20 protein-coding genes and 2 pseudogenes are annotated in these 19,821 nt (G+C 36.4%); 20 read left to right on the top strand and 2 right to left on the bottom strand.

Annotated elements, in window-relative coordinates; translation table 11 throughout:
- Position 1 precedes the first annotated feature (1 nt).
- Positions 2-349 (bottom strand): hypothetical protein, encoded by a 348-nt coding sequence (locus tag BN161_RS06840; protein ID WP_052356197.1) that lies wholly within the window; start codon positions 347-349, stop codon positions 2-4.
- Between the two features lie 109 nt (positions 350-458).
- Here BN161_RS06840 and BN161_RS29745 point away from each other — a divergent pair, with 109 nt between their 5' ends.
- From BN161_RS29745 to BN161_RS06750, 20 genes and pseudogenes are all read left to right on the top strand, one after another.
- Positions 459-611: a hypothetical protein gene (locus tag BN161_RS29745; RefSeq protein WP_167332504.1), complete on the top strand. Its 153-nt coding sequence runs from the start codon at positions 459-461 to the stop codon at positions 609-611.
- A 177-nt stretch (positions 612-788) separates the two neighbouring features.
- A complete protein-coding gene (locus tag BN161_RS06835; RefSeq protein WP_044264181.1) occupies positions 789-2,357 on the top strand; it encodes an ATP-binding protein in 1,569 nt (522 codons plus the stop codon).
- A 163-nt stretch (positions 2,358-2,520) separates the two neighbouring features.
- The gene (gene rfbC / locus BN161_RS06830) at positions 2,521-3,069 is read left to right on the top strand and encodes a dTDP-4-dehydrorhamnose 3,5-epimerase (RefSeq protein WP_044264178.1); all 549 of its coding nucleotides are present in this window, start codon (positions 2,521-2,523) and stop codon (positions 3,067-3,069) included.
- A 99-nt stretch (positions 3,070-3,168) separates the two neighbouring features.
- Positions 3,169-4,251 (top strand): polysaccharide pyruvyl transferase family protein, encoded by a 1,083-nt coding sequence (locus tag BN161_RS06825; protein WP_052356196.1) that lies wholly within the window; start codon positions 3,169-3,171, stop codon positions 4,249-4,251.
- A 33-nt stretch (positions 4,252-4,284) separates the two neighbouring features.
- Positions 4,285-5,337 carry a glycosyltransferase gene (locus BN161_RS06820; protein WP_052356195.1) on the top strand — a complete coding sequence of 351 codons (1,053 nt, stop codon included), beginning with the start codon at positions 4,285-4,287 and terminating at the stop codon, positions 5,335-5,337.
- 22 nt (positions 5,338-5,359) lie between these two features.
- Entirely contained in the window at positions 5,360-6,307 is a 948-nt protein-coding gene (locus BN161_RS06815) for a glycosyltransferase (protein ID WP_052356194.1), read from the top strand.
- A 39-nt stretch (positions 6,308-6,346) separates the two neighbouring features.
- On the top strand, positions 6,347-7,543 hold the full coding sequence (locus BN161_RS06810) for an O-antigen polymerase (RefSeq protein ID WP_081743650.1): 1,197 nt from the start codon (positions 6,347-6,349) through the stop codon (positions 7,541-7,543).
- An 18-nt stretch (positions 7,544-7,561) separates the two neighbouring features.
- Positions 7,562-8,662: a glycoside hydrolase family 99-like domain-containing protein gene (locus BN161_RS06805; protein ID WP_044264176.1), complete on the top strand. Its 1,101-nt coding sequence runs from the start codon at positions 7,562-7,564 to the stop codon at positions 8,660-8,662.
- 149 nt (positions 8,663-8,811) lie between these two features.
- On the top strand, positions 8,812-9,972 hold the full coding sequence (locus tag BN161_RS06800; RefSeq protein WP_044264174.1) for a glycosyltransferase: 1,161 nt from the start codon (positions 8,812-8,814) through the stop codon (positions 9,970-9,972).
- 1 nt (position 9,973) lies between these two features.
- Positions 9,974-11,284 carry a UDP-glucose dehydrogenase family protein gene (locus BN161_RS06795; RefSeq protein WP_044264172.1) on the top strand — a complete coding sequence of 437 codons (1,311 nt, stop codon included), beginning with the start codon at positions 9,974-9,976 and terminating at the stop codon, positions 11,282-11,284.
- 47 nt (positions 11,285-11,331) lie between these two features.
- Positions 11,332-12,405, top strand: a complete 1,074-nt coding sequence (locus BN161_RS06790) for a polysaccharide biosynthesis protein (protein WP_044264170.1) — start codon at positions 11,332-11,334, stop codon at positions 12,403-12,405.
- Positions 12,406-12,422: 17 nt separating this feature from the next.
- Positions 12,423-13,553, top strand: a complete 1,131-nt coding sequence (wecB, locus tag BN161_RS06785; RefSeq protein ID WP_044264168.1) for a non-hydrolyzing UDP-N-acetylglucosamine 2-epimerase — start codon at positions 12,423-12,425, stop codon at positions 13,551-13,553.
- Between the two features lie 19 nt (positions 13,554-13,572).
- On the top strand, positions 13,573-14,424 hold the full coding sequence (locus BN161_RS06780; RefSeq protein ID WP_044264167.1) for a dTDP-4-dehydrorhamnose reductase family protein: 852 nt from the start codon (positions 13,573-13,575) through the stop codon (positions 14,422-14,424).
- Between the two features lie 8 nt (positions 14,425-14,432).
- Positions 14,433-15,632 carry a glycosyltransferase family 4 protein gene (locus BN161_RS06775; protein ID WP_044264166.1) on the top strand — a complete coding sequence of 400 codons (1,200 nt, stop codon included), beginning with the start codon at positions 14,433-14,435 and terminating at the stop codon, positions 15,630-15,632.
- Between the two features lie 42 nt (positions 15,633-15,674).
- A pseudogene (locus BN161_RS30420) lies at positions 15,675-15,800 on the top strand (GDP-mannose 4,6-dehydratase); the annotation flags it as partial.
- 52 nt (positions 15,801-15,852) lie between these two features.
- On the top strand, positions 15,853-16,077 hold the full coding sequence (locus BN161_RS06770) for a hypothetical protein (RefSeq protein ID WP_044264213.1): 225 nt from the start codon (positions 15,853-15,855) through the stop codon (positions 16,075-16,077).
- A complete protein-coding gene (locus BN161_RS31010; RefSeq protein WP_044264165.1) occupies positions 16,068-16,391 on the top strand; it encodes a type II toxin-antitoxin system RelE/ParE family toxin in 324 nt (107 codons plus the stop codon). Before BN161_RS06770 ends, BN161_RS31010 begins: the two co-directional genes overlap by 10 nt.
- Before the next feature lie 28 nt (positions 16,392-16,419).
- Positions 16,420-16,592, top strand: a pseudogene (locus BN161_RS30415) (NAD-dependent epimerase/dehydratase family protein); the annotation flags it as partial.
- A gap of 63 nt (positions 16,593-16,655) precedes the next feature.
- A complete protein-coding gene (locus BN161_RS06755; protein WP_044264163.1) occupies positions 16,656-17,552 on the top strand; it encodes an NAD-dependent epimerase/dehydratase family protein in 897 nt (298 codons plus the stop codon).
- A 97-nt stretch (positions 17,553-17,649) separates the two neighbouring features.
- Positions 17,650-18,600, top strand: a complete 951-nt coding sequence (locus tag BN161_RS06750; RefSeq protein ID WP_044264162.1) for an MraY family glycosyltransferase — start codon at positions 17,650-17,652, stop codon at positions 18,598-18,600.
- Between the two features lie 126 nt (positions 18,601-18,726).
- Here the strand turns inward: BN161_RS06750 and prmA are convergent, their stop codons facing one another.
- Complete coding sequence (prmA, locus tag BN161_RS06745) at positions 18,727-19,569, bottom strand: 50S ribosomal protein L11 methyltransferase (RefSeq protein WP_044264160.1); 843 nt, start codon at positions 19,567-19,569, stop codon at positions 18,727-18,729.
- Between the last annotated feature and the right edge of the window lie 252 nt (positions 19,570-19,821).

The following is a 19,821-nucleotide window of genomic DNA, read 5'->3' as shown; positions in this document are numbered from 1 at the left end:
ACTAAGTTTCCGGAAATTCGTCCGGTAATTCTTCCTGTGAAATCTTCCCCACCCAGAGTGGGGAGTAAAATAATTTCATCCCATATGCGTTTTTTTCGGGCATTATCCCGAATGAGCCGCATCGTTTGACGGCTTCCGTGAGAAACTTGGCGTTCTTGAATGCCAGCGCTATACTGATCTCGTAGAAGTTCTCCACCGGATAGGCCTTTCCTTCATTCATGTAAGGTGTCAGTCCGAGGTACAGGTTCAAGAGTTTTGGGATGACCGAATCCGTAATCTTGCGACTTTTCCAGAGGCCGATTGTCTTTTGCAGTTCCGCTATGGAGAGGGTTGGTTTGAGAGGTTTCATTGCTTGTTTGTTTTAAGAATTTGCGGTGAAGTTATGGAGAAAGAAAATAGCGGTGTTACCATCATGTTGGTAATCCGTGTTAAATATTAACATTATTTTAAAGAAGAATATGAAAAAAGTAGTTTATACTTACAAGACTTTGGGAGATAGCATTGCCCTTCTCCGTGAAGTTTCCGGAATTCCGGTAAAAGAATTGTGTGAGAGCTGTGGAATTAGTAATCGCACGTATTATCAGGTGATAATTGGGGAGACGTTAGCATGAGCTATTACATCCGGATCTTTCACTATCTGCGTGAGAATACAGATGAGGAGCGGTGTACCGAATGTCGCTATGCTATGGAAAAATACCTGATGGACGCATGGTTTAGATGAAATTTTATCGTAACTTTGTAATCTGAGCGAAGGGAACTGAAGATGGTTTCGAAGTAAACTGAAAGATATGGAACAGCAAAGACGACTTTATCCGATAGGGATACAGACTTTCCAAAAGATACGGGAAGGTAACTATTTGTATATAGACAAGACGGAGTACGTATATAAAATGACGCACTCCGCATCAAGCTATATATTTCTGAGCCGCCCTCGTCGTTTTGGGAAAAGTTTGCTTACCAGCACGTTGCATGCTTATTTTGAAGGTCGGAAGGAGTTGTTCGAAGGTCTTGCCATCGATAAGATGGAGACGGAATGGAGTCGGCATCCGGTGCTTCATTTTGACATGAGCATGGCAAAGCATGTGGATAAGGAACGTTTGGAACAAATGCTAAGCGTTCAATTGTACAGATATGAAGAAACGTACGGTAAAGTGAATGAGGAAGTGACCTTGAATGATCGTTTTTCCGGACTTATCCGTCGCGTTTGCCATCAAACCGGCCGTCAGGTTGTTGTCCTCATTGATGAATACGACGCCCCTCTTCTCGACGTTGTCCATGAAGAAAAGAATTTGCCTGTGCTTCGGGATGTGATGCGTAATTTCTACAGCCCGCTGAAAGCTTGCGATCCTTATCTGCGTTTTGTGTTCCTCACCGGCATCACCAAGTTTTCCCAATTGAGCATCTTTAGTGAATTGAATAATATTAAGAACATCAGTATGGATGGACCGTATGCGGCCATCTGCGGTATCAGTGAAGAAGAAATGCTGACGCAGATGGATAATGACGTGGATATACTGGCGACACGTATGGGATTGACCCGTGACGAGGTTCTTGCCAAATTGAAAGATAATTATGACGGCTATCATTTCACCTGGCCGTCTCCCGACATATACAATCCTTTCAGCTTGTTGAACGCTTTTGCCGATGGCAAGATGAATTCTTATTGGTTCGGTAGTGGCACACCTACCTATCTGATAGAGATGTTGAATAAATATCATGTAATTCCTCAACAGATTGGAGACCGGAAAGCGCTGGCTGAATCTTTTGATGCGCCTACCGAGCGGATAACGAATATCACTCCGTTGCTTTATCAAAGCGGTTATATCACGATAAAAGGTTATTCTCCCATCACAAACCTTTATCTGCTGGACATTCCCAACAAAGAGGTGCGCTTGGGTTTGATGAAGAGTTTGTTGCCCGGTTATTTGCATCAATATACTATGGATGGGCTTACCACGGTGGCTCTGCTGTACGAGGCTATCTATGAAGAGAGATTGGATGATGGGCTGCGCTTGTTGCAGACATTTCTTTCTACGATTCCTTATTGCGACAATACCGATTATGAAGGCCATTACCAATCGTTGCTCTACACAATTTTCAGTCTGCTGGGTATGTATGTGGATGTGGAAGTGCGCACTCCGCGCGGTCGTGTGGATGTGGTGATGCGTAGTTTGTCCGCTCTCTACGTGATAGAGCTGAAGCTGGACAAAACGGCCGATGCCGCCATGGATCAGATTAATCTGAAGAATTATCCCGAACGTTTTGCGCTGTGCGGTCTGCCGGTGGTCAAGGTTGGGATTAATTTCGATAGTGAGCGGAGGACGCTGGGGGATTGGAAGATAGAGATGGTTCATTGAAAAGTATAATTTTCCTGAAAGTGTAATCTTGTAGTATAATTTTATTGTAGGTTGTGAAACGTTGGAACGTTTACGACCGCATCATTAGTGCTTATAGGATAAGAAGCATACGTACCGGTCGTGTCCGTATAAAATCCATCCATTTTATTTTAATCATATCAAAATGAACGTAATTAAGACTCCGATAGATGGCGTTGTCATCATCGAACCCCGTCTTTTTAAGGACGCTCGTGGCTATTTCTTTGAGTCATTTAATCAGAAAGAGTTTGTAGAAAAGGTGTGTCATACTGTATTTGTGCAGGATAATGAAAGTAAATCTTCTTATGGAGTCATTCGTGGCTTGCACTTTCAGAAGCCGCCTTTTGCTCAAAGTAAATTGGTGCGTGTTGTGAAAGGAGCGGTACTTGATGTGGCTGTAGATATTTGTAAAAAATCTCCCACTTTTGGGCAGCATGTAGCAGTAGAGTTGACAGATGAAAATCATCGTCAGTTCTTTATACCTCGTGGTTTTGCTCACGGTTTTAGTGTGTTGAGTGAAGAGGTTATTTTTCAGTATAAATGTGATAATTTTTATGCACCGCAAAACGAGGGGGCGATTGCGTGGGATGATCCGGATTTGGGGATTGACTGGGGGATACCGGGAGATAAGGTGATACTGAGCGAGAAGGATAGATTGCATTCGAGGTTGAAAGATGCTGAATGGCTATTTTAACTATAAAGATGCTTTGTACTAAATATTTGTCTGTGTGGAATATATATTGCGGCTGTTAGACCATCTTTTGAATAGTAAAACAAAGATTATACTTAAGAAATGATGAAAATAGGTTTATTGTCTCTTCATAAAAATGCAAATTATGGTTGGGTACTCCAATGTTATGCCTTATTATCTATACTTAAAAGCTTAGGGCATGATGTTACATACATTGATAAAGTTGATTTTGTAGAGAAAAAGAAAAAAGTAATAATAAAAAGTCAGATAAAAACTTTTTTAAGACTCATTTTAGGAAAAAAGAAAGTAAATAGCAATATAAATCCTTTTTTTTTGAAATACATAACTCCTAGAACCTCTGAAATTAGATCTGTTAAAGGATTGGATAAATTGCAGTATTTTGATGCTGTAATAGTAGGGTCTGATCAAGTTTGGCGTCCTCTATATGTTCATCCAATAGAGAATTATTATTTGGATTTTGTGAAAAATAGTGCATGTAAAAAGATCAGCTATGCAGCTTCTTTTGGAACAGATAAAGCTGAATATTCAGCAAGTGAAATTCAGATATGTGGTGATCTGTTGAAGTTATTTCATGCGGTTTCAATACGTGAGTCCTCTGCTATAGGTCTGATTCGTGATGTATATAAATGGCAAACAGTTCCTCCGGTACACGTTTTGGATCCTACATTACTTCTATGTCAAGCAGATTACGATAAATTGATAGGGGACTCAGAATCAATAGCTTTTAATGGCAACTTATTTTGCTATTTACTTGATATGACTTCGGAAAAGGGTTCTATCGTTCGAAAATTAGAGTCTGACTTGCAGAAAAAAGCCTATTCAATTCAATTGAATACTTCCTCAATGCCTAGCGTTGAGAATTGGTTGAAAGCTTTTAAGGATGCTGATTTTGTTTTCACAGATTCGTATCATGGATGTATTTTCTCTATTATTTTCAGAAAACCTTTTATTGTGATGGGAAATAGGTCTCGTGGTTTAGCGCGTTTTACTTCATTACTAGAAATGTTTGGATTGATGGATTTAATGATTGAATCATCACAAGAACTGACTTCTACACGTATTGATCGATGTTTGTCAATAGATTGGATTGAAATGGAGGAATGTATTGCAAAGTATCGAAATATATCAATTACGTTTTTGAAAACTGCATTGGATAACTGTTAATCTGTTAAAGTCGTAAAATCTGAAATTATTTTTATGAATTATATATTTTGTCAAAATTGGAAGAATACTGATGGCAATCATGCTGGTATGAAGCATATGTGTCAGCTATTGAAAGAAAACTATCCGGGAAAGTATGAACTAATAATATTTCCGGATAATAAAAATCTGTTTGTAAGCTCTTCAAATAAGTATTTTCGATTTTTTAAAGCTTATATTTTTGATAGAATATGGATACCTTTGTATCATCTGTTTATTACATTTTTTGTACTGATCAAAATTAGAAATGAAGATAGTGTTATTCTATTAGAGTATTTGTTACCTACTTATTCCCAATTAGGAATAGCTAAAACATTTAAATTGTTTAGACCTAAAGTCAAAAGAATTGCATTAGCTCATCTTACTCCATTATCATTGCAGTCTTTTTTTTCACAAAATCAAGTTTTAAAGTGGGGGAAACAAGTTGATTATCTACTAACGTTTGGTTCTTCTTTAACAGCATATTTTGTTGAAATGGGAGTGCCTAAAAGTAAAGTATTTACTATAAAACACTATGTTGATTCTAGTTATTATTATCAAATTAAAACTTCAGAGCCAACTCTAAAACCTACTGTTATTGTAATGGGGGCTATGAAAAGAAATTTTAGATTACTGGCAGATATTGTGAATAATGTTGAGGGGGTTCGTTTTATAATTTGCAAGGGAAAATTGCCATTAGATGGGTATTTTAAACGATCGGATGATATACAATTATTTGGTTTTGTTTCTGAAGATGAACTAAGAAATTTGATGTGTAAATCGGATATTTCATTGAATATTATGGATGATACTGTGGGAAGTAATGTTATTACCACTAGCATGGCAATGGGGTTAGCTATTATTGTTAGTGATGTAGGTTCTATTCGGGATTATTGTGATAATAGCAATGCTATATTTTGTAAGAATGACATTAATAGTTTTAAGACAGCAATTGAAGTGTTGATGCAAAAGAAAACACTTCAATCAATGAAAGTGGCTTCGCTCTTGAAGAGTAAACAGTTTAGTTTTGAGCAGTTTAATGATGTAGTGAAGAAAATGATGGATTGTTAAAGAGAATATTAAATAGCAAAATATGAACTTATTGTTATCAATAATTGTACCTGTCTATAATGTAGAGAAGTACTTAGAAAGATGTCTTGATAGTATCTTGATTCAACCATTTAAGAATTTTGAATTAATTTTGGTGAATGATGGAAGTACTGATAATAGTTTGAGCATTTGCAAACGCTATGAAGCTACAAACAATAGAATTGTTATAGTAGATAAACCGAATGGCGGATTAAGTAGCGCAAGGAATGCCGGTTTGAATGTAGCAAAAGGTAATTATGTATCATTTGTCGATAGTGATGATTTCATATCTAGTGATTTTTATGAAGCTAATATGGAATTCTTGGAACAAAACCCAGATATTGATATGATGATATTGCCATATTGTAAATATTCTGATACGGATAATATCCTTTATAAAAATGATCCACAAGTTTTGCTTAATAAAACTGATGTACTTAATTATTTGTTTTCGAACAAGTATAATTGTGCGGTATGGAGATGTATTTATAAAATTGATATATTCTTATATTCAAGGTTTGCCGAAGGTCGATTATTTGAAGATGGATATATCTTACCTGAAATCGCACAATGTGTTTCGTCATTGGTCATTTCAGAGGTGGGATGCTATTATTATGTAGTACGCGAAGGGTCTATCTGTAATTCTACTTATTCGTTGAGAAAACGTACCCAACAACTTGATACATTGAGAAAAATACTTGACTACTGTATGGTAAAACAACTTGATAGTGTGGTGTTTATACATTATTACTTCTCGTATTCATACCTTATAGTTAAGGCTGTTGCTCAAAATAATTATCAAGTACTGAGTGCTTATATACAAGACTGGAAGAACAAATCTACTTTATTAAGAAAAGCACTACTTCTGGCTTCTTTCAAATATAAGATTGTTTTACTTTTAATAATGATTGCTGGTTTTAAAGTTTCTGCCAAAGTGATTGGTAAAAAATAGTAGACTGCATTTTGATTGATGTACTTTTATATAGTTTGAATGGATGATTTTATTGTTACTATTATTAATAGTTTCCTTTATGTAGTGACTTTTATCTATGTATATAGTAAGCATAGAACGATAAGCGTGGGAGTATTTTTAATGTTCATGTATGCTACGATATCGCTTTTTTGTGTCATTAATTACAATGCTTCTTCTCATTTCTGGCATTTTTCTTTTTTCTCATTTCTGTATTTATATATTGTGATCTTAATCTTCATGAAGCCATTCATGAAGAACCGTTTTGTTATTCAAGAAAATCCGCTATCTAGTTATAATGTTTATCGAACTATAGCCAAAGTTTATATTGTTTTGGCTATATTTAGTAGTATTGTGTATTTCCCGATAGCATTAGATAGTTTATATTCTTCTGATCTGGCGGATATATATGAGATGGCTCATGAAGAAAAGGAAGGTAATCTATTTTCGAAATTTACTAATTTGTTTTTTCATGTTCGATATTTGGGTATGGTTCTTTTTTTCTCTTTTCTGGCAAAGGAAAAACAAAGCAAGATTTTTCTTTTTTTATTGGGGATTGCTGCATTTCTTCCTGTTATATTGGCCACTATCTCTTTGGCGAGTAGGGGAGGTATGGTCGCTTTGTTTGCGAATTTTGCAATCGTTTACTTAATGATGAAAGATATCTTGCCAAAATATGTGAAGCGAACATTGATAATTGCTGTCTCAATAATTATTCCTCTGATTTTGATCTACTTTATTGCGGTGACTGTAAGCCGCTTTGAAGAGAGTTCACTCAATATTGATGCCGGTGAATCGATGATGTATTATTTGGGACATTCCATGTTAACTTTTAATTATGGAGTTATGGACACTATTCAGAACTATGCCAATGGCGCATATATGTTTGATTGTAGTAGTTTAAAGGATGTCCGGTTTGGGACTCATTTTGGAACGAATTTTATTACGTTTGTTGGTGTACTATATCTTGATTTTGGTTTAGTGGGAACAGTTCTGGTGGCTATTATATTCTGCAGTTATTTCTGCAAAATAGGTAGGCATCGTTTTCTTGACATACCTGACATATATTTACTGCTTACGTATTCTATGTTGATATTTAATGGTGTATTTGTGTTGGGCCGTGGGTATGGAATTCAATTATTGGAAGCTTGGATTATATACTTTTTACTAAAATTTATTCAAAGAGCGACAATCGGGCGCATGCACCTGAGAGCGTAATAACACAATTATTATATCATGGTTAAAATTATTGCATATTATTTGCCGCAATATCATCCTATTCCAGAGAATAATGGATGGTGGGGGAATGGGTTTACGGAATGGACTAATGTAGCTAAGGCAAAGCCTTTGTTTAGACATCATTTGCAGCCCAAAATACCAAAAGATTTAGGCTTTTATGATTTAAGAATTCCGGAAGTGAGAGAAGCGCAGGCTGAACTGGCTAGGGAAGCTGGGGTGTATGGCTTTTGTTATTGGCATTATTGGTTTGGGAATGGAAAACAATTGTTAGAATATCCAATTAATGAAGTAGTAAAAACAGGGAAACCTGATTTCCCTTTTTGTTTAGGCTGGGCAAATGATTCATGGTTATCTAAGTCTTGGAATACACAGCATAAATCTCAGGGAAAGATATTGATAGAGCAACAATATCCGGGAGATGATGATATTATAAATCATTTTAAGACTATAATTCCTATTATCTCAGATAAGCGATATATAAGAATTGATAATCGACCATTATTTGTAATATATCGTCCTTTGCTGATTCCTGATTTTCCTAATTTTAAAAGTTTATGGAATAAATTGATTAAGGAATCAGGCATTGCCGATTCTTTTTTCTTTGTAGCGTATTCTATAGATGAAAAAGAAAATAGCAGATTGCTAAATGATGGTTTTGATGCGATCAATATGTTGCGTTTAGGAGCTTATCGATTTGATTCTAAGTGTATTAGAGAAAATGTGTTTAACCTATTTAGATACAAAACATTTCACTATCCCTTAAGATTGAAATACTCAAAGATGATTAAACATCTCATAAAAAAAGAAGTGGATAGTGCGGAAAATATTTTCCCTTCTATTCTTCCCAATTGGGATCATACTCCAAGGAGTGGTAAACGTGGTGTCGTTTTTGAGGGATCTACTCCAAAGCTTTTTATGAAGCATGCAGAAATGGTGATAGATGCTGTTAGGTCTAAGCCCAGTTCAAAACAAATTATATTTTTGAAATCATGGAATGAATGGGGAGAAGGTAATTACATGGAGCCCGATTTACAAAATGGCAAAGAATATATTTGGGCTTTGAAGAAAGCGATAGATAAATCAATAAATCAAGAGTAAGGTCTGTAAATACTCAAATTGTTTTTTTAACGTGTCTTATAGAAAAGATATACTCTGCAAAGGGTACTAGTTCTTAATTAATAAAATAATTCAATGTAACCTAAAGGGAAATATGGAACCTGGTAGTCACGTGTGAATGTATATATTATATGAAAATATTTCATTGTATCAATACTTTAGATAAAAGTGCGGGGGGGCCATCACGGAGTTTACCTACGCTCTGTTGCGGTTTGCAGAATGATGAATTTGAAAATGTAATAGTTGCTTATAATTCATTATCTCCGAATACTAATTTGTTAGATGAAAATGCTATTGAGGTTAGATTGGTAAACCCAGAAGTAAAGTTCATAGATAAAATTAATTGTAGTAATTATGTAGCTTCGATAGATTCTTGTACAAATTTAGTTCAATTGCATAATTTGTGGACATTAGAATTGCATAATGTAGCAAAATTGTGTCAAAGGAAAAATATTCCTTATATATGGACTCCCAGAGGTGCGCTTGAACCGTGGTCATTATCTCAAAAAGCCTTAAAAAAGAAAATAGCTTTATTCTTTTATCAAAGATATGACTTAGAAAAAGCTGTATGTATACATGCAACGGCTGATATGGAAGCTCAGCATATAAGATCATTGGGCTTTAATAATCCTATTGCTGTTATTCCAAATAGTATTGAAATAAATAATTATCCTTTAAAAAAATGGAATATTGGAGAAAGAGATAAAAAAAGGCTTTTGTTTTTGTCAAGACTTCATCCTAAAAAAGGGCTGTTAATATTGTTTGAGGCATGGAAGAAGTTACCTGAGAATATTAGAAGTCAGTGGGAATTGGTAATAGCAGGTGAAGGGGATGCGGAATATACTTTTGAAAACATAAAAAAGATTATTCAAACAGAATATAGTGGTTTGCAAATAGAATTGGTAGGACCGCAATATGGAAAAGATAAAATCGATATACTCCATAGTGCCGATTTATTTATTCTTCCGACATATAGTGAAAATTTTGGTATGGCAATAGCTGAAGCTATGTGTTGTGGAATTCCAGTTATTACAACTACTGGAACACCGTGGGATGTTTTGAAGGAAAAAGATATTGGTTGGTGGATTACTCCATCTGTTGATAGTATATTCTCTGTGCTACAAGAAGCACTTTCTTTGCCATTGGAACTTTTGGAGCAAAAAGGTACTCTTTCTAGAGATATCATCTTGAAAACATATTCAAGTGAAATTGTAACTGGTCAATTTCGAAAATTGTATAATTGGATTTTAAATCGTTCTATAGTTACCCCAGATTTTATATATAATAAATGATATGAATATAGCAGTAGTTGGAACCGGTTATGTTGGCCTTGTATCAGGCACATGTTTTGCAGAACTTGGCGCAAATGTGATATGTGTAGATGTAGATGTTGAGAAAATTGAAAATTTGAATCGTGGAAATATTCCTATTTATGAGCCCAATATAGAGAGTATGGTGCTTCGTAATATAAAAGCAGGACGTTTGCGCTTTACTACAGATTTGGCTTCTGTTTTAGATAGTGTAACAATTGTGTTTAGTGCCGTAGGTACTCCTCCTGATGAGGACGGTAGTGCGGATCTCCGTTATGTATTGGAGGTGGCAAAGACAATAGGTCAAAACATGAATCAGTATTTGGTTGTAGTGACTAAAAGTACGGTTCCGGTTGGTACAGCTGAAAAGGTGAAAGCGACTATCCAAACAGAGTTGAATAAACGTGGCGTAAATATAGAGTTTGATGTGGCGTCCAATCCTGAATTTTTGAAAGAAGGTAATGCAATTGATGACTTTATGAAACCGGACAGGGTAGTAATAGGGGTAGAGTCGGAACGTGCAAAAGAGGTGATGACACGGCTCTATAAACCTATGCTGCTGAATAATTTTCGAGTAATTTTTATGGATATACCTTCAGCGGAGATGACGAAATATGCAGCGAATTCTATGCTTGCTACTCGCATTAGTTTTATGAATGATATTGCGAATCTTTGTGAACTATTGGGGGCTGATGTAAATATGGTGCGTAAAGGAATTGGTTCGGATAGCCGTATCGGCAGTAAGTTTCTTTATTCAGGATGTGGCTATGGTGGCTCTTGCTTCCCAAAAGATGTAAAAGCTTTGATTAAAACGGCATCAATAAATGGTTATACAATGCGTGTACTGAATGCAGTAGAAGAAGTTAATGAGCATCAGAAGAATATTCTTTTTGAAAAATTCAATAAACATTTTCGTGGAAACATAAAAGGCCGAAAGGTCGCAATTTGGGGACTTGCTTTTAAACCTGAAACAGATGATATGCGTGAAGCACCTGCTCTTGTTCTGATTGATAGCTTGTTAAAGGCTGGTTGTGAAATTTGTGCTTATGATCCTGTAGCAATGAATGAGTGTAAACGTAGAATCGGTAATGTAATCTCTTACGGAAATAATATGTATGATACGGTAATAGATGCTGATGCTATTTTTCATGTAACAGAGTGGAAAGAATTTCGTATGCCAAGTTGGGCTATTATAAAGAGAGCTATGAAAGAAAATCCGGTATTGATTGATGGTAGGAATGTTTTTGGCTCATCTGATTTGGAAGGTTTAATATATCTGACAATAGGGTCGTAAATATGTCATCTCAAATAACTAGTAGATAAATTAAAAATATAATTTTTATGTCTGTATTTCAAAACAAAACTCTTTTAATTACCGGTGGGACAGGCTCTTTTGGTAATGCTGTCTTACGTCGTTTTTTAGATTCTGATATCAAGGAAATTCGTATCTTCTCTCGTGATGAAAAGAAACAGGATGACATGCGCCATGCATTGCAAAATCCTAAAGTGAAATATTATATTGGCAACGTGCGTGACAAATCCTCTGTAGATGTTGCTATGAATGGTGTAGACTATGTCTTCAGTGCTGCCGCTTTGAAACAAGTGCCTTCTTGCGAATTTTTTCCGGTAGAAGCTGTCAGGACCAATATAATGGGTACTGAAAATGTTTTGAACTCAGCTATAGAACATGGTGTGCAAAGTGTAGTTGTCCTCTCTACCGATAAGGCTGCTTACCCGATTAATGCTATGGGAATGAGTAAAGCTTTAATGGAGAAAGTTGCAATAGCCAAAGGACGTGAGTTGGGGGAAGGTGCTCAAACGACGATCTGTTGTACTCGCTATGGTAATGTGATGGCCAGTCGTGGCTCTGTGATACCTTTGTGGGTGGAACAGATGATGGAAGGTAAATCTATTACTATTACTGATCCCAATATGACACGTTTTATGATGACATTGGACGATGCGGTTGATTTGGTAATATATGCTTTTACTCATGCGCATAACGGTGATTTGTTTGTACAGAAAGCTCCTTCTGCTACATTGGAAACGTTGGCGCAAGCATTGAAAGAAACATATGCTAAAGTTGACAGAAAGTATCTTGATACGGAAGTGAAAGTGATAGGTACCCGTCATGGTGAGAAGTTGTATGAAACTTTAGTAACTCGTGAAGAAATGGTTCGCGCTATCGATATGGGGGATTATTATCGTATACCTTGTGACACTCGTGATTTGAACTATGATAAGTATTTCACCAAGGGCAATGAAGAAGTTTCTAAGGTAGAGGATTATCATAGTCATAACACTCGCCGCTTGGATGTGGAAGGTATGAAGGAACTGTTGTTGAGACTTCGTTTTGTCCGTGAAGATATGGGACTTGAGGCAAAGGCTAAGGCTCGTGAGATCAGAAGTGAGTAATAAATATAATTATAGCTATGTTGAAAGTAATGACAATTGTTGGTACCCGACCTGAGATTATAAAGCTGAGCCGGGTAATGGCCGAACTGGACAAATATACGGAACATATAATCGTGCATACCGGACAAAATTATGATTATGAGTTGAATGAGATATTCTTTCAGGAACTCCGCATCCGTAAACCTGATTATTTTCTGGATGCTGCCGGTAAGAATGCGGCGGAAACGATAGCCAACGTAATTCGTAAATCTGATGAGTTGATGGAGGAGGTGAAACCGGACGCTGTACTGTTGTATGGTGATACTAATAGTTGTATTTCTGTGATTTCGGCAAAGCGTAAAAAAATTCCGATCTTCCACATGGAAGCTGGAAATCGTTGCTTTGACCAAAGAGTTCCAGAAGAGATTAATCGAAAAATAGTAGACCATCTGAGCGACATCAATATGCCTCTATCTGAACATGCCCGCAAATATCTTCTGGCTGAAGGGTTGCGTCCGGAAACTATTATAAAGACTGGGTCTCCAATGACAGAAGTCCTTTTATATCATAGAGACGAAATTGAAAGAAATACGGTTTTGGAGAAGGAAGGTTTGAAAAAGGGAGAGTATTTTATAGTCAGCACTCATCGTGAGGAAAATGTAGATTCGGAAAATAATTTCTCTGATTTACTCATTTCTTTAAATGCTATTGTTGAGAAGTATCATAAGAAAGTGATTGTATCTACTCATCCTCGTACCCGAAAGAAACTGGAATCTATTGGTTTTGTAAATTCCAATCCAATGATTGAGTTCATGAAACCTTTTGGATTTATGGAATATATCAAGCTTCAGCAAAATGCTTTTTGTGTGATTTCAGATAGTGGTACGATTACAGAAGAATCTTCTATCCTCCATTTTCCAGCAATAACAATCCGTCAAGCTCATGAACGTCCTGAAGGTATGGATGAAGGTACGTTGATAATGACAGGACTAAATAGTAATCGCATTTTGGATTCAATAGATGTAGTTACGTCTCAATATGCAGAGGGTGCAGATACTATTCATTCTATCCCGGACTATGCGGCAAACAATGTTTCTAAGAAAGTAGTCCGTATCATTCTTTCCTATACAGATTATGTTAACCGTACGGTATGGCATAAGACATTCTAAACCTACATTTGAATATTAGATGAAAAAAGTTTTATTGTTCGGCGCCACGGGCATGGCCGGACATGTAACCTATTACTATCTTCGAAGCATGGGAAAATATGATATTTCCAATGTGGTCTATCGTACTCCGTTGACAGAAGACAGTATAGTTGTGGATGTGACAAATCGTGATGCGGTCGCTGATGTGGTTCATAGAGTGAATCCAGAAATCATAATCAATTGCATCGGCATTCTTATCAAAGGCTCCAAAGAGCATCCTGATAATGCTATTTTGATAAATGCTTATTTTCCACATTTATTAAAAAGATTGTCAGATGAGGTTGGAGCCAAGTTGATTCATATAAGTACTGATTGCGTTTTTTCGGGAAAGAAAGGAAATTATACAGAAGATGATTTTCGGGATGCTGATGATGTGTATGGGCGTAGTAAAGCCTTGGGGGAAATTATTAATGATAAAGATCTGACGATCCGTACTTCTATTATTGGCCCTGAACTAAAGAATAATGGTGAGGGGTTGTTTCATTGGTTTATGCATCAGAGTGGTAAGATTCGTGGATTCAGGACAGCTGTATGGGGTGGAGTAACTACTTTGGAGTTGGCAAAAGCTATTGATTATGCTTTAGATAGTGGAACTACTGGATTGGTTCATTTAAGTAATGGCATTGGTATTTCAAAATATGACTTGTTGTGTATGTTTGAAGAAATTTGGCAAAAACAGAATGTTGAGATCACATCCTGCGATGCAAATGGAGTAGATAAATCTATTAAAAAATCTCTCCGTTTTGATTATGAAGTTCCAAGCTATCATTATATGTTAGAAGAACAAGCTATCTGGATGAAAAAATATATTGATTTGTATACTTCTTATTAAATGATTTAATGAAGAAAAAGATTTGGATTGTTTCTGAATTTTATTATCCGGTAGTTACATCTACTGGTTTCTATATGACCGAGATTTCTGAATATTTGGTTTCGAAAGGTATGGATGTACATGTAATCTGTACTGGAGCCAAATATAATGAAATTGAGAATTATCATCCCAAAAAGTTTGAAATACATAATGGAGTACATATTCATCGTGTATTGATGGCAGAAATAAATAAAAATAACTTTGTAAAACGTGCGTTCCGACTTTTTCTTTCAAGTATATTTCTTGCTTTTAAAATTTTGAAGAATGTAAAGCGAGGAGAGGAACTATTGGTGGTTACAAATCCTGCTTTTCTGCTGGCATTGATTCCTGTGATATCATTTTTTAAGGGGATTCACTATAAACTTTTAGTACATGACATCTTTCCAGAAAACTTGGTAGCAATCAAAAAGATAAATATATCTTCTTTAGGATATAAAATTCTAAAAAAGATTTTTGATAAGTCATACGTCAATGCTGATCTCTGCATTTCCATTGGTAGAGATATGACAGAAGTTATCAAAAGAAAAACTAAAGGAAAGACAAAAGTAGAACTGATACCTAATTGGGCGGATCATAAAGAGGTTTTTCCTTTACGTAAGGAAGACACTCGTTTGTATAATCAATTGGAAATTTCTGGCTTTATATTTCAGTTTGCAGGAAATTTAGGATATGCACAAGGCTTGGATAATATATTATCTGCTATTTCACTTGTGGAAAATAAGAATATTTCGTTTTTATTTATTGGCGGTGGGGCGAAAGCGGAAGTGATTAAAGCATTTGGTGAACAAAAAGAGAATGTGATTTATATAGGATTTCAAGAACGTTCTATGCAAAAAGACTTTCTGAATACTTGTGATGTTGCGATTGTAACACTAAGTGATGGTATGTATGGTTTAGGAGTTCCGTCTAAGTCCTACAATATTATGGCAGCCGGTAAACCTATACTATATATTGGAGATGAAAAATCAGAAATTGCATTATGTATAAAGGAATATAATATCGGTTGGCTTGTAAAGCCTGATGATCCATATAGTCTGAAAAACATGATAGAGTATATCTATCAAAATAAAGACAGTTTAATATCTATCCAGAATAATGCTAGACTTGTCGCAGATACGGTATTTGCAAAGGAAAGAATTTTGAATCGATATTATGTCCTATTAAACTGATTTTTGTTCAAAGAAGAAATATGTTTTTATGAAACTTTACGTGAAACCAGGACTTTGCTTGGCTGGAATCCGACGAAAACCAGTTTTTCAGAACTCGTGAAAATCATGGTGGCTCATGATATGAAGTTTGTGAAAAAGTTATATTTGAAAGCTCAAGTTACGGAATAATAATTAGGATATTTCGATATTGCAAATTACCTTTGTAGAAAATATTAAGATAATGAGTAAATCTAAAGCATATAAAAAGCAAGAACCAATAGAGCAGACCGTCAATGAGCCTGTAATGGAATACCGTTCACCTTCTGCGATAGGAGAAATGGAATTATTGTCGGATGAAATTATTATTGGGGCAGTAAAGTATGCTCAAATAGCTCGTGAAAAAGGCCGGATGATTCCTAATAGTGAAGTATATGGATTGTTAGCTGATAGATTGGGATGGAAGTAGTTTGGTCTGATTTGGCTATAGAGTCTCTTTATGATATACTTGCATACGTACAGGGTTTCTTTGGGAAAAAAACGGCAAATAATATTGCCGTAAAAGTTATATCTTTTGTAGAGTCATTGGGAAGTTCTCCTTACGTGGGTAGGCGGTTGTTGCATTTGTCTCAATATGGAGAGATTAGATGCACTTTTTATAAACAAAACCATATTTATTATCAGATTTATGAGGATAGAATTGAAGTGATAATAATATGGGATGGACGACAAGATCCTCGTCGGTTACAAAATCTTCTTATTGATTTTCTTACTAAACAGTAAGTATTCGTTTTTTATTTCTGTAATTTTCATGAACATACTTATTACCAGAATTCACGGTTTCGCGGGTTCCAATCTTGTTATGTCTTTAAAGGAGCACCATATCCTTTATGGACTTGATATTATTACACCTGAGAAAGAGGGAGTTGAGAAAACTTTTCTAGGAAAGGTATTGAACCTACTTCTTTCCCTATGCAGCGAATGCACCCTGTAAATATCTCATTCTTGTTGAAGTAGTCCTCCCCTTTATCTTATTTCCTTTTTCTTATGAAACTTTTATTTACAGGAGCCTCCGGGTTCTTGGGCAACAACGTACACCCTCTTTTAGAAAGAGTATATAGTGTCACAACTGTTGGCCTAACCCAACAAGATAATTATACAGTGAACATTGCTAAGGAGGTTCCGGAGCTACGCGAACGTTATGATATTGTATTACATGCTGCCGGAAAAGCCCATTCTATTCCTAAAACGGGCGCTGAACGACAGGCGTTTTTCGATATAAATCTACAGGGTACGAAAAACCTTTGTGCGGCGTTAGAGAAGGTTGGAGTACCGAGAGCTTTTATCTTTATTTCTACAGTAGCAGTATATGGTTGTGATTATGGAGTGAATATCACGGAAGAGTATCCGCTAAATGGAACCACTCCTTATGCTATGAGTAAACGCCTGGCGGAAGAGTATTTGCAGAATTGGTGTCGGAAACACAATGTTGTGTTGGGGATAATTCGCCCTTCCTTGATAGCTGGGCCTAATCCTCCGGGCAATTTGGGAGCGATGATAACAGGGATTCGTAGAAGAAGGTATTTCAGTATTGCAGATGGTAGAGCTCGGAAAAGTGTGTTGATGGTGCAAGATATTGCGAATCTGATTCCATTGCTGGCTAGAAAAGGAGGTATCTATAATGTATGCGATAGTTATCAACCTACATTCAGGGAATTGGAAACACTGATTTGTAAACAGATGAATAAATCGCTGCCTTTATCGATCCCTTATTGGCTGGCAAAAAGTATGGCTTTGATAGGGGACTGCTTGGGTAAGAAAGCGCCATTAAATTCATTGAAGCTTGATAAAATAACCAAGTCGCTAACTTTTAGTAATGAGAAAGCAATGCGTGAATTAGGGTGGAAGCCAACAAATGTATTAGAAAACTTCAAGATAGAATGAGTATATGTTTTTGGATTGTAATAGCTGTAGTAAGTGTAGCAGCTTTTTTATTTGTCTGTGTTCAGGTATGGTTTCATTGGATTAATAAAAACGAATAATGTATTACGTAATTATTTTAGTTCTGTTGTTCCTGACAGAACTTTTTTATTTTAGGGTAGCTGATAAGTTTAATATCATAGATAAACCCAATGAGCGTAGTTCTCATTCACGGATTACTTTACGTGGAGGTGGCATTATTTTCTATTTTGGAGCTTTGGCTTATTTCCTGACTAACGATTGGGAATATCCCTGGTTTATATTGGCACTAACCCTAATAACATTTATCAGTTTTGTAGATGATATTCGTTCTACTTCTCAAGGATTACGGCTGGTGTTTCACTTTTCTGCCATGGCCTTGATGTTTTATCAATGGGGATTGTTTTCTCTTTCCTGGTGGTGGATCATCATAGCACTGATTGTTTGCACAGGTATCATCAATGCTTATAATTTCATGGATGGCATTAATGGTATTACAGGTGGTTATTCATTGATTATTTTAGGAGCATTGGCTTATATCAATGCAGAAATGGTAGCCTTTGTTGAACCGGCTTTGATTTATACGATGCTTTGTTCAGTGGTGGTATTCTGCTTCTTTAATTTCCGCAGGAAGGCGAAGTGTTTTGCCGGTGATGTAGGTTCTGTGAGTATCGCTTTCATACTGCTTTTCCTGATAGGGAAGTTGATTCTGAAAACGGAGGATTTCAGTTGGATGATTCTTTTGGCAGTTTACGGAGTTGACAGTGTTTTGACTATTATTCATCGCCTGATGCTCCATGAAAATATAGGCTTGCCACATCGGAAACATATGTATCAGTTAATGGCCAATGAGTTGAAAATACCTCATGTTGTGGTTTCGTTGGCTTATATGATAGTGCAGGCAATAGTGATTATCGGATATATCTATTGTCAGAATTGGGGATACTTGTATCTTTTATGCGCTATTTTATTGCTCAGCTTCATTTATGTATGGTTCATGAGAAAGTATTTTAGATTGCATTTATCTGTTTAAGTGAGATAATATTCATACTGGTTCCCGGCAGACAATTATTGTCTTGTCGGGATTTTTTTTGTCCATAATTGAGCAGGTAGCATCAGCCGGAGTTATCCGGTAGATGCTACCAGGGATGAGTAGGCTTTAAAGTTCAAATTTCACTGCCGCCCAACGGTTTTTCTCCTGATGGTGTATAAAGTGTAATCCGTTACGTTCGGCCTCTGCCTGGATCAGAGGAATGTCATCCACATAGAATCCACTCATAAAGAGTTGGGAACCCTTGCGCATGCAACGTACATACTGTTTCATGTCATTCAGCAGAATGTTCCGGTTGATGTTGGCGATGACTACGTCAAACGGACCTTTATCTTCCAGTGAAGAGGCGTCTCCCTGGAATACGGAAATATTGTCTACGTGGTTCAATTCAATGTTTTCAAGTGAGTTACGAACGCACCATTCATCAATATCAATGGCAGTACAAGGTTCTGCGCCACGCATACGAGCAAGAATGGCAAGGATAGAAGTGCCGCAACCCATATCGAGAAGGGACTTGCCTTGCAGGTCGCTGTCCAGTAGTTCACCGATGATGAGACTGGTGGTTTCGTGATGTCCTGTACCGAAAGCCATTTGTGGATTGATGACAATGTTATACTCTGTTTGGGGAACATCGTGGTGGAAAGTACTGTGGATGACACAGCGGTCACCAATCACAATCGGTTGGAAGAAGTTCTTTTCCCATTCCTCATTCCAGTCTTTGTCTTCGGCTTCTGTAAAAGTATATTCGATTTGTGTGTCCGGTAGGGGGAACTCGTCAATAGCTGCTTTTACAGTTGCTTCATCATACAAATCTTTTTGTATATAGGCAGCAATACCGTCTTCTTGTTCAACAAAACTCTCAAAACCTGCATCGCCCAGGATAGCGGAAAGCACATCGTTTACTACTTCTGTACAAGGGGAAGTGCGAAAAGTAAATTCTAAATATTTCATTGGAATATAATTTATTGTTAAATGCAAAGCCTCTGTTAGCGAAGCGAACCAGTTTCTTTGTATATTTGTTTATTAGCTGCAAAGATAATGCAAATCGAATGCAGAACTTTCATGCTTGCATGAAAAAGTTATGCTGAGATGCAGCTTATCTTATCTAAAGATAATGTAAATCGAATGCAGAACTTTCATGCTTGCATGAAAAAGTTATGTTGAGATACAGTTTGTCTTATTTCAAAGATAGGGCATTTAGGG

The sequence above is a fragment of the Bacteroides timonensis genome, from assembly GCF_000513195.1.
GTDB classification, from domain to species: Bacteria; Bacteroidota; Bacteroidia; order Bacteroidales; family Bacteroidaceae; genus Bacteroides; species Bacteroides timonensis.
Note: the sequence above shows the minus strand (reverse complement) of the source record. Positions and strands in the feature narration are given on the sequence as shown.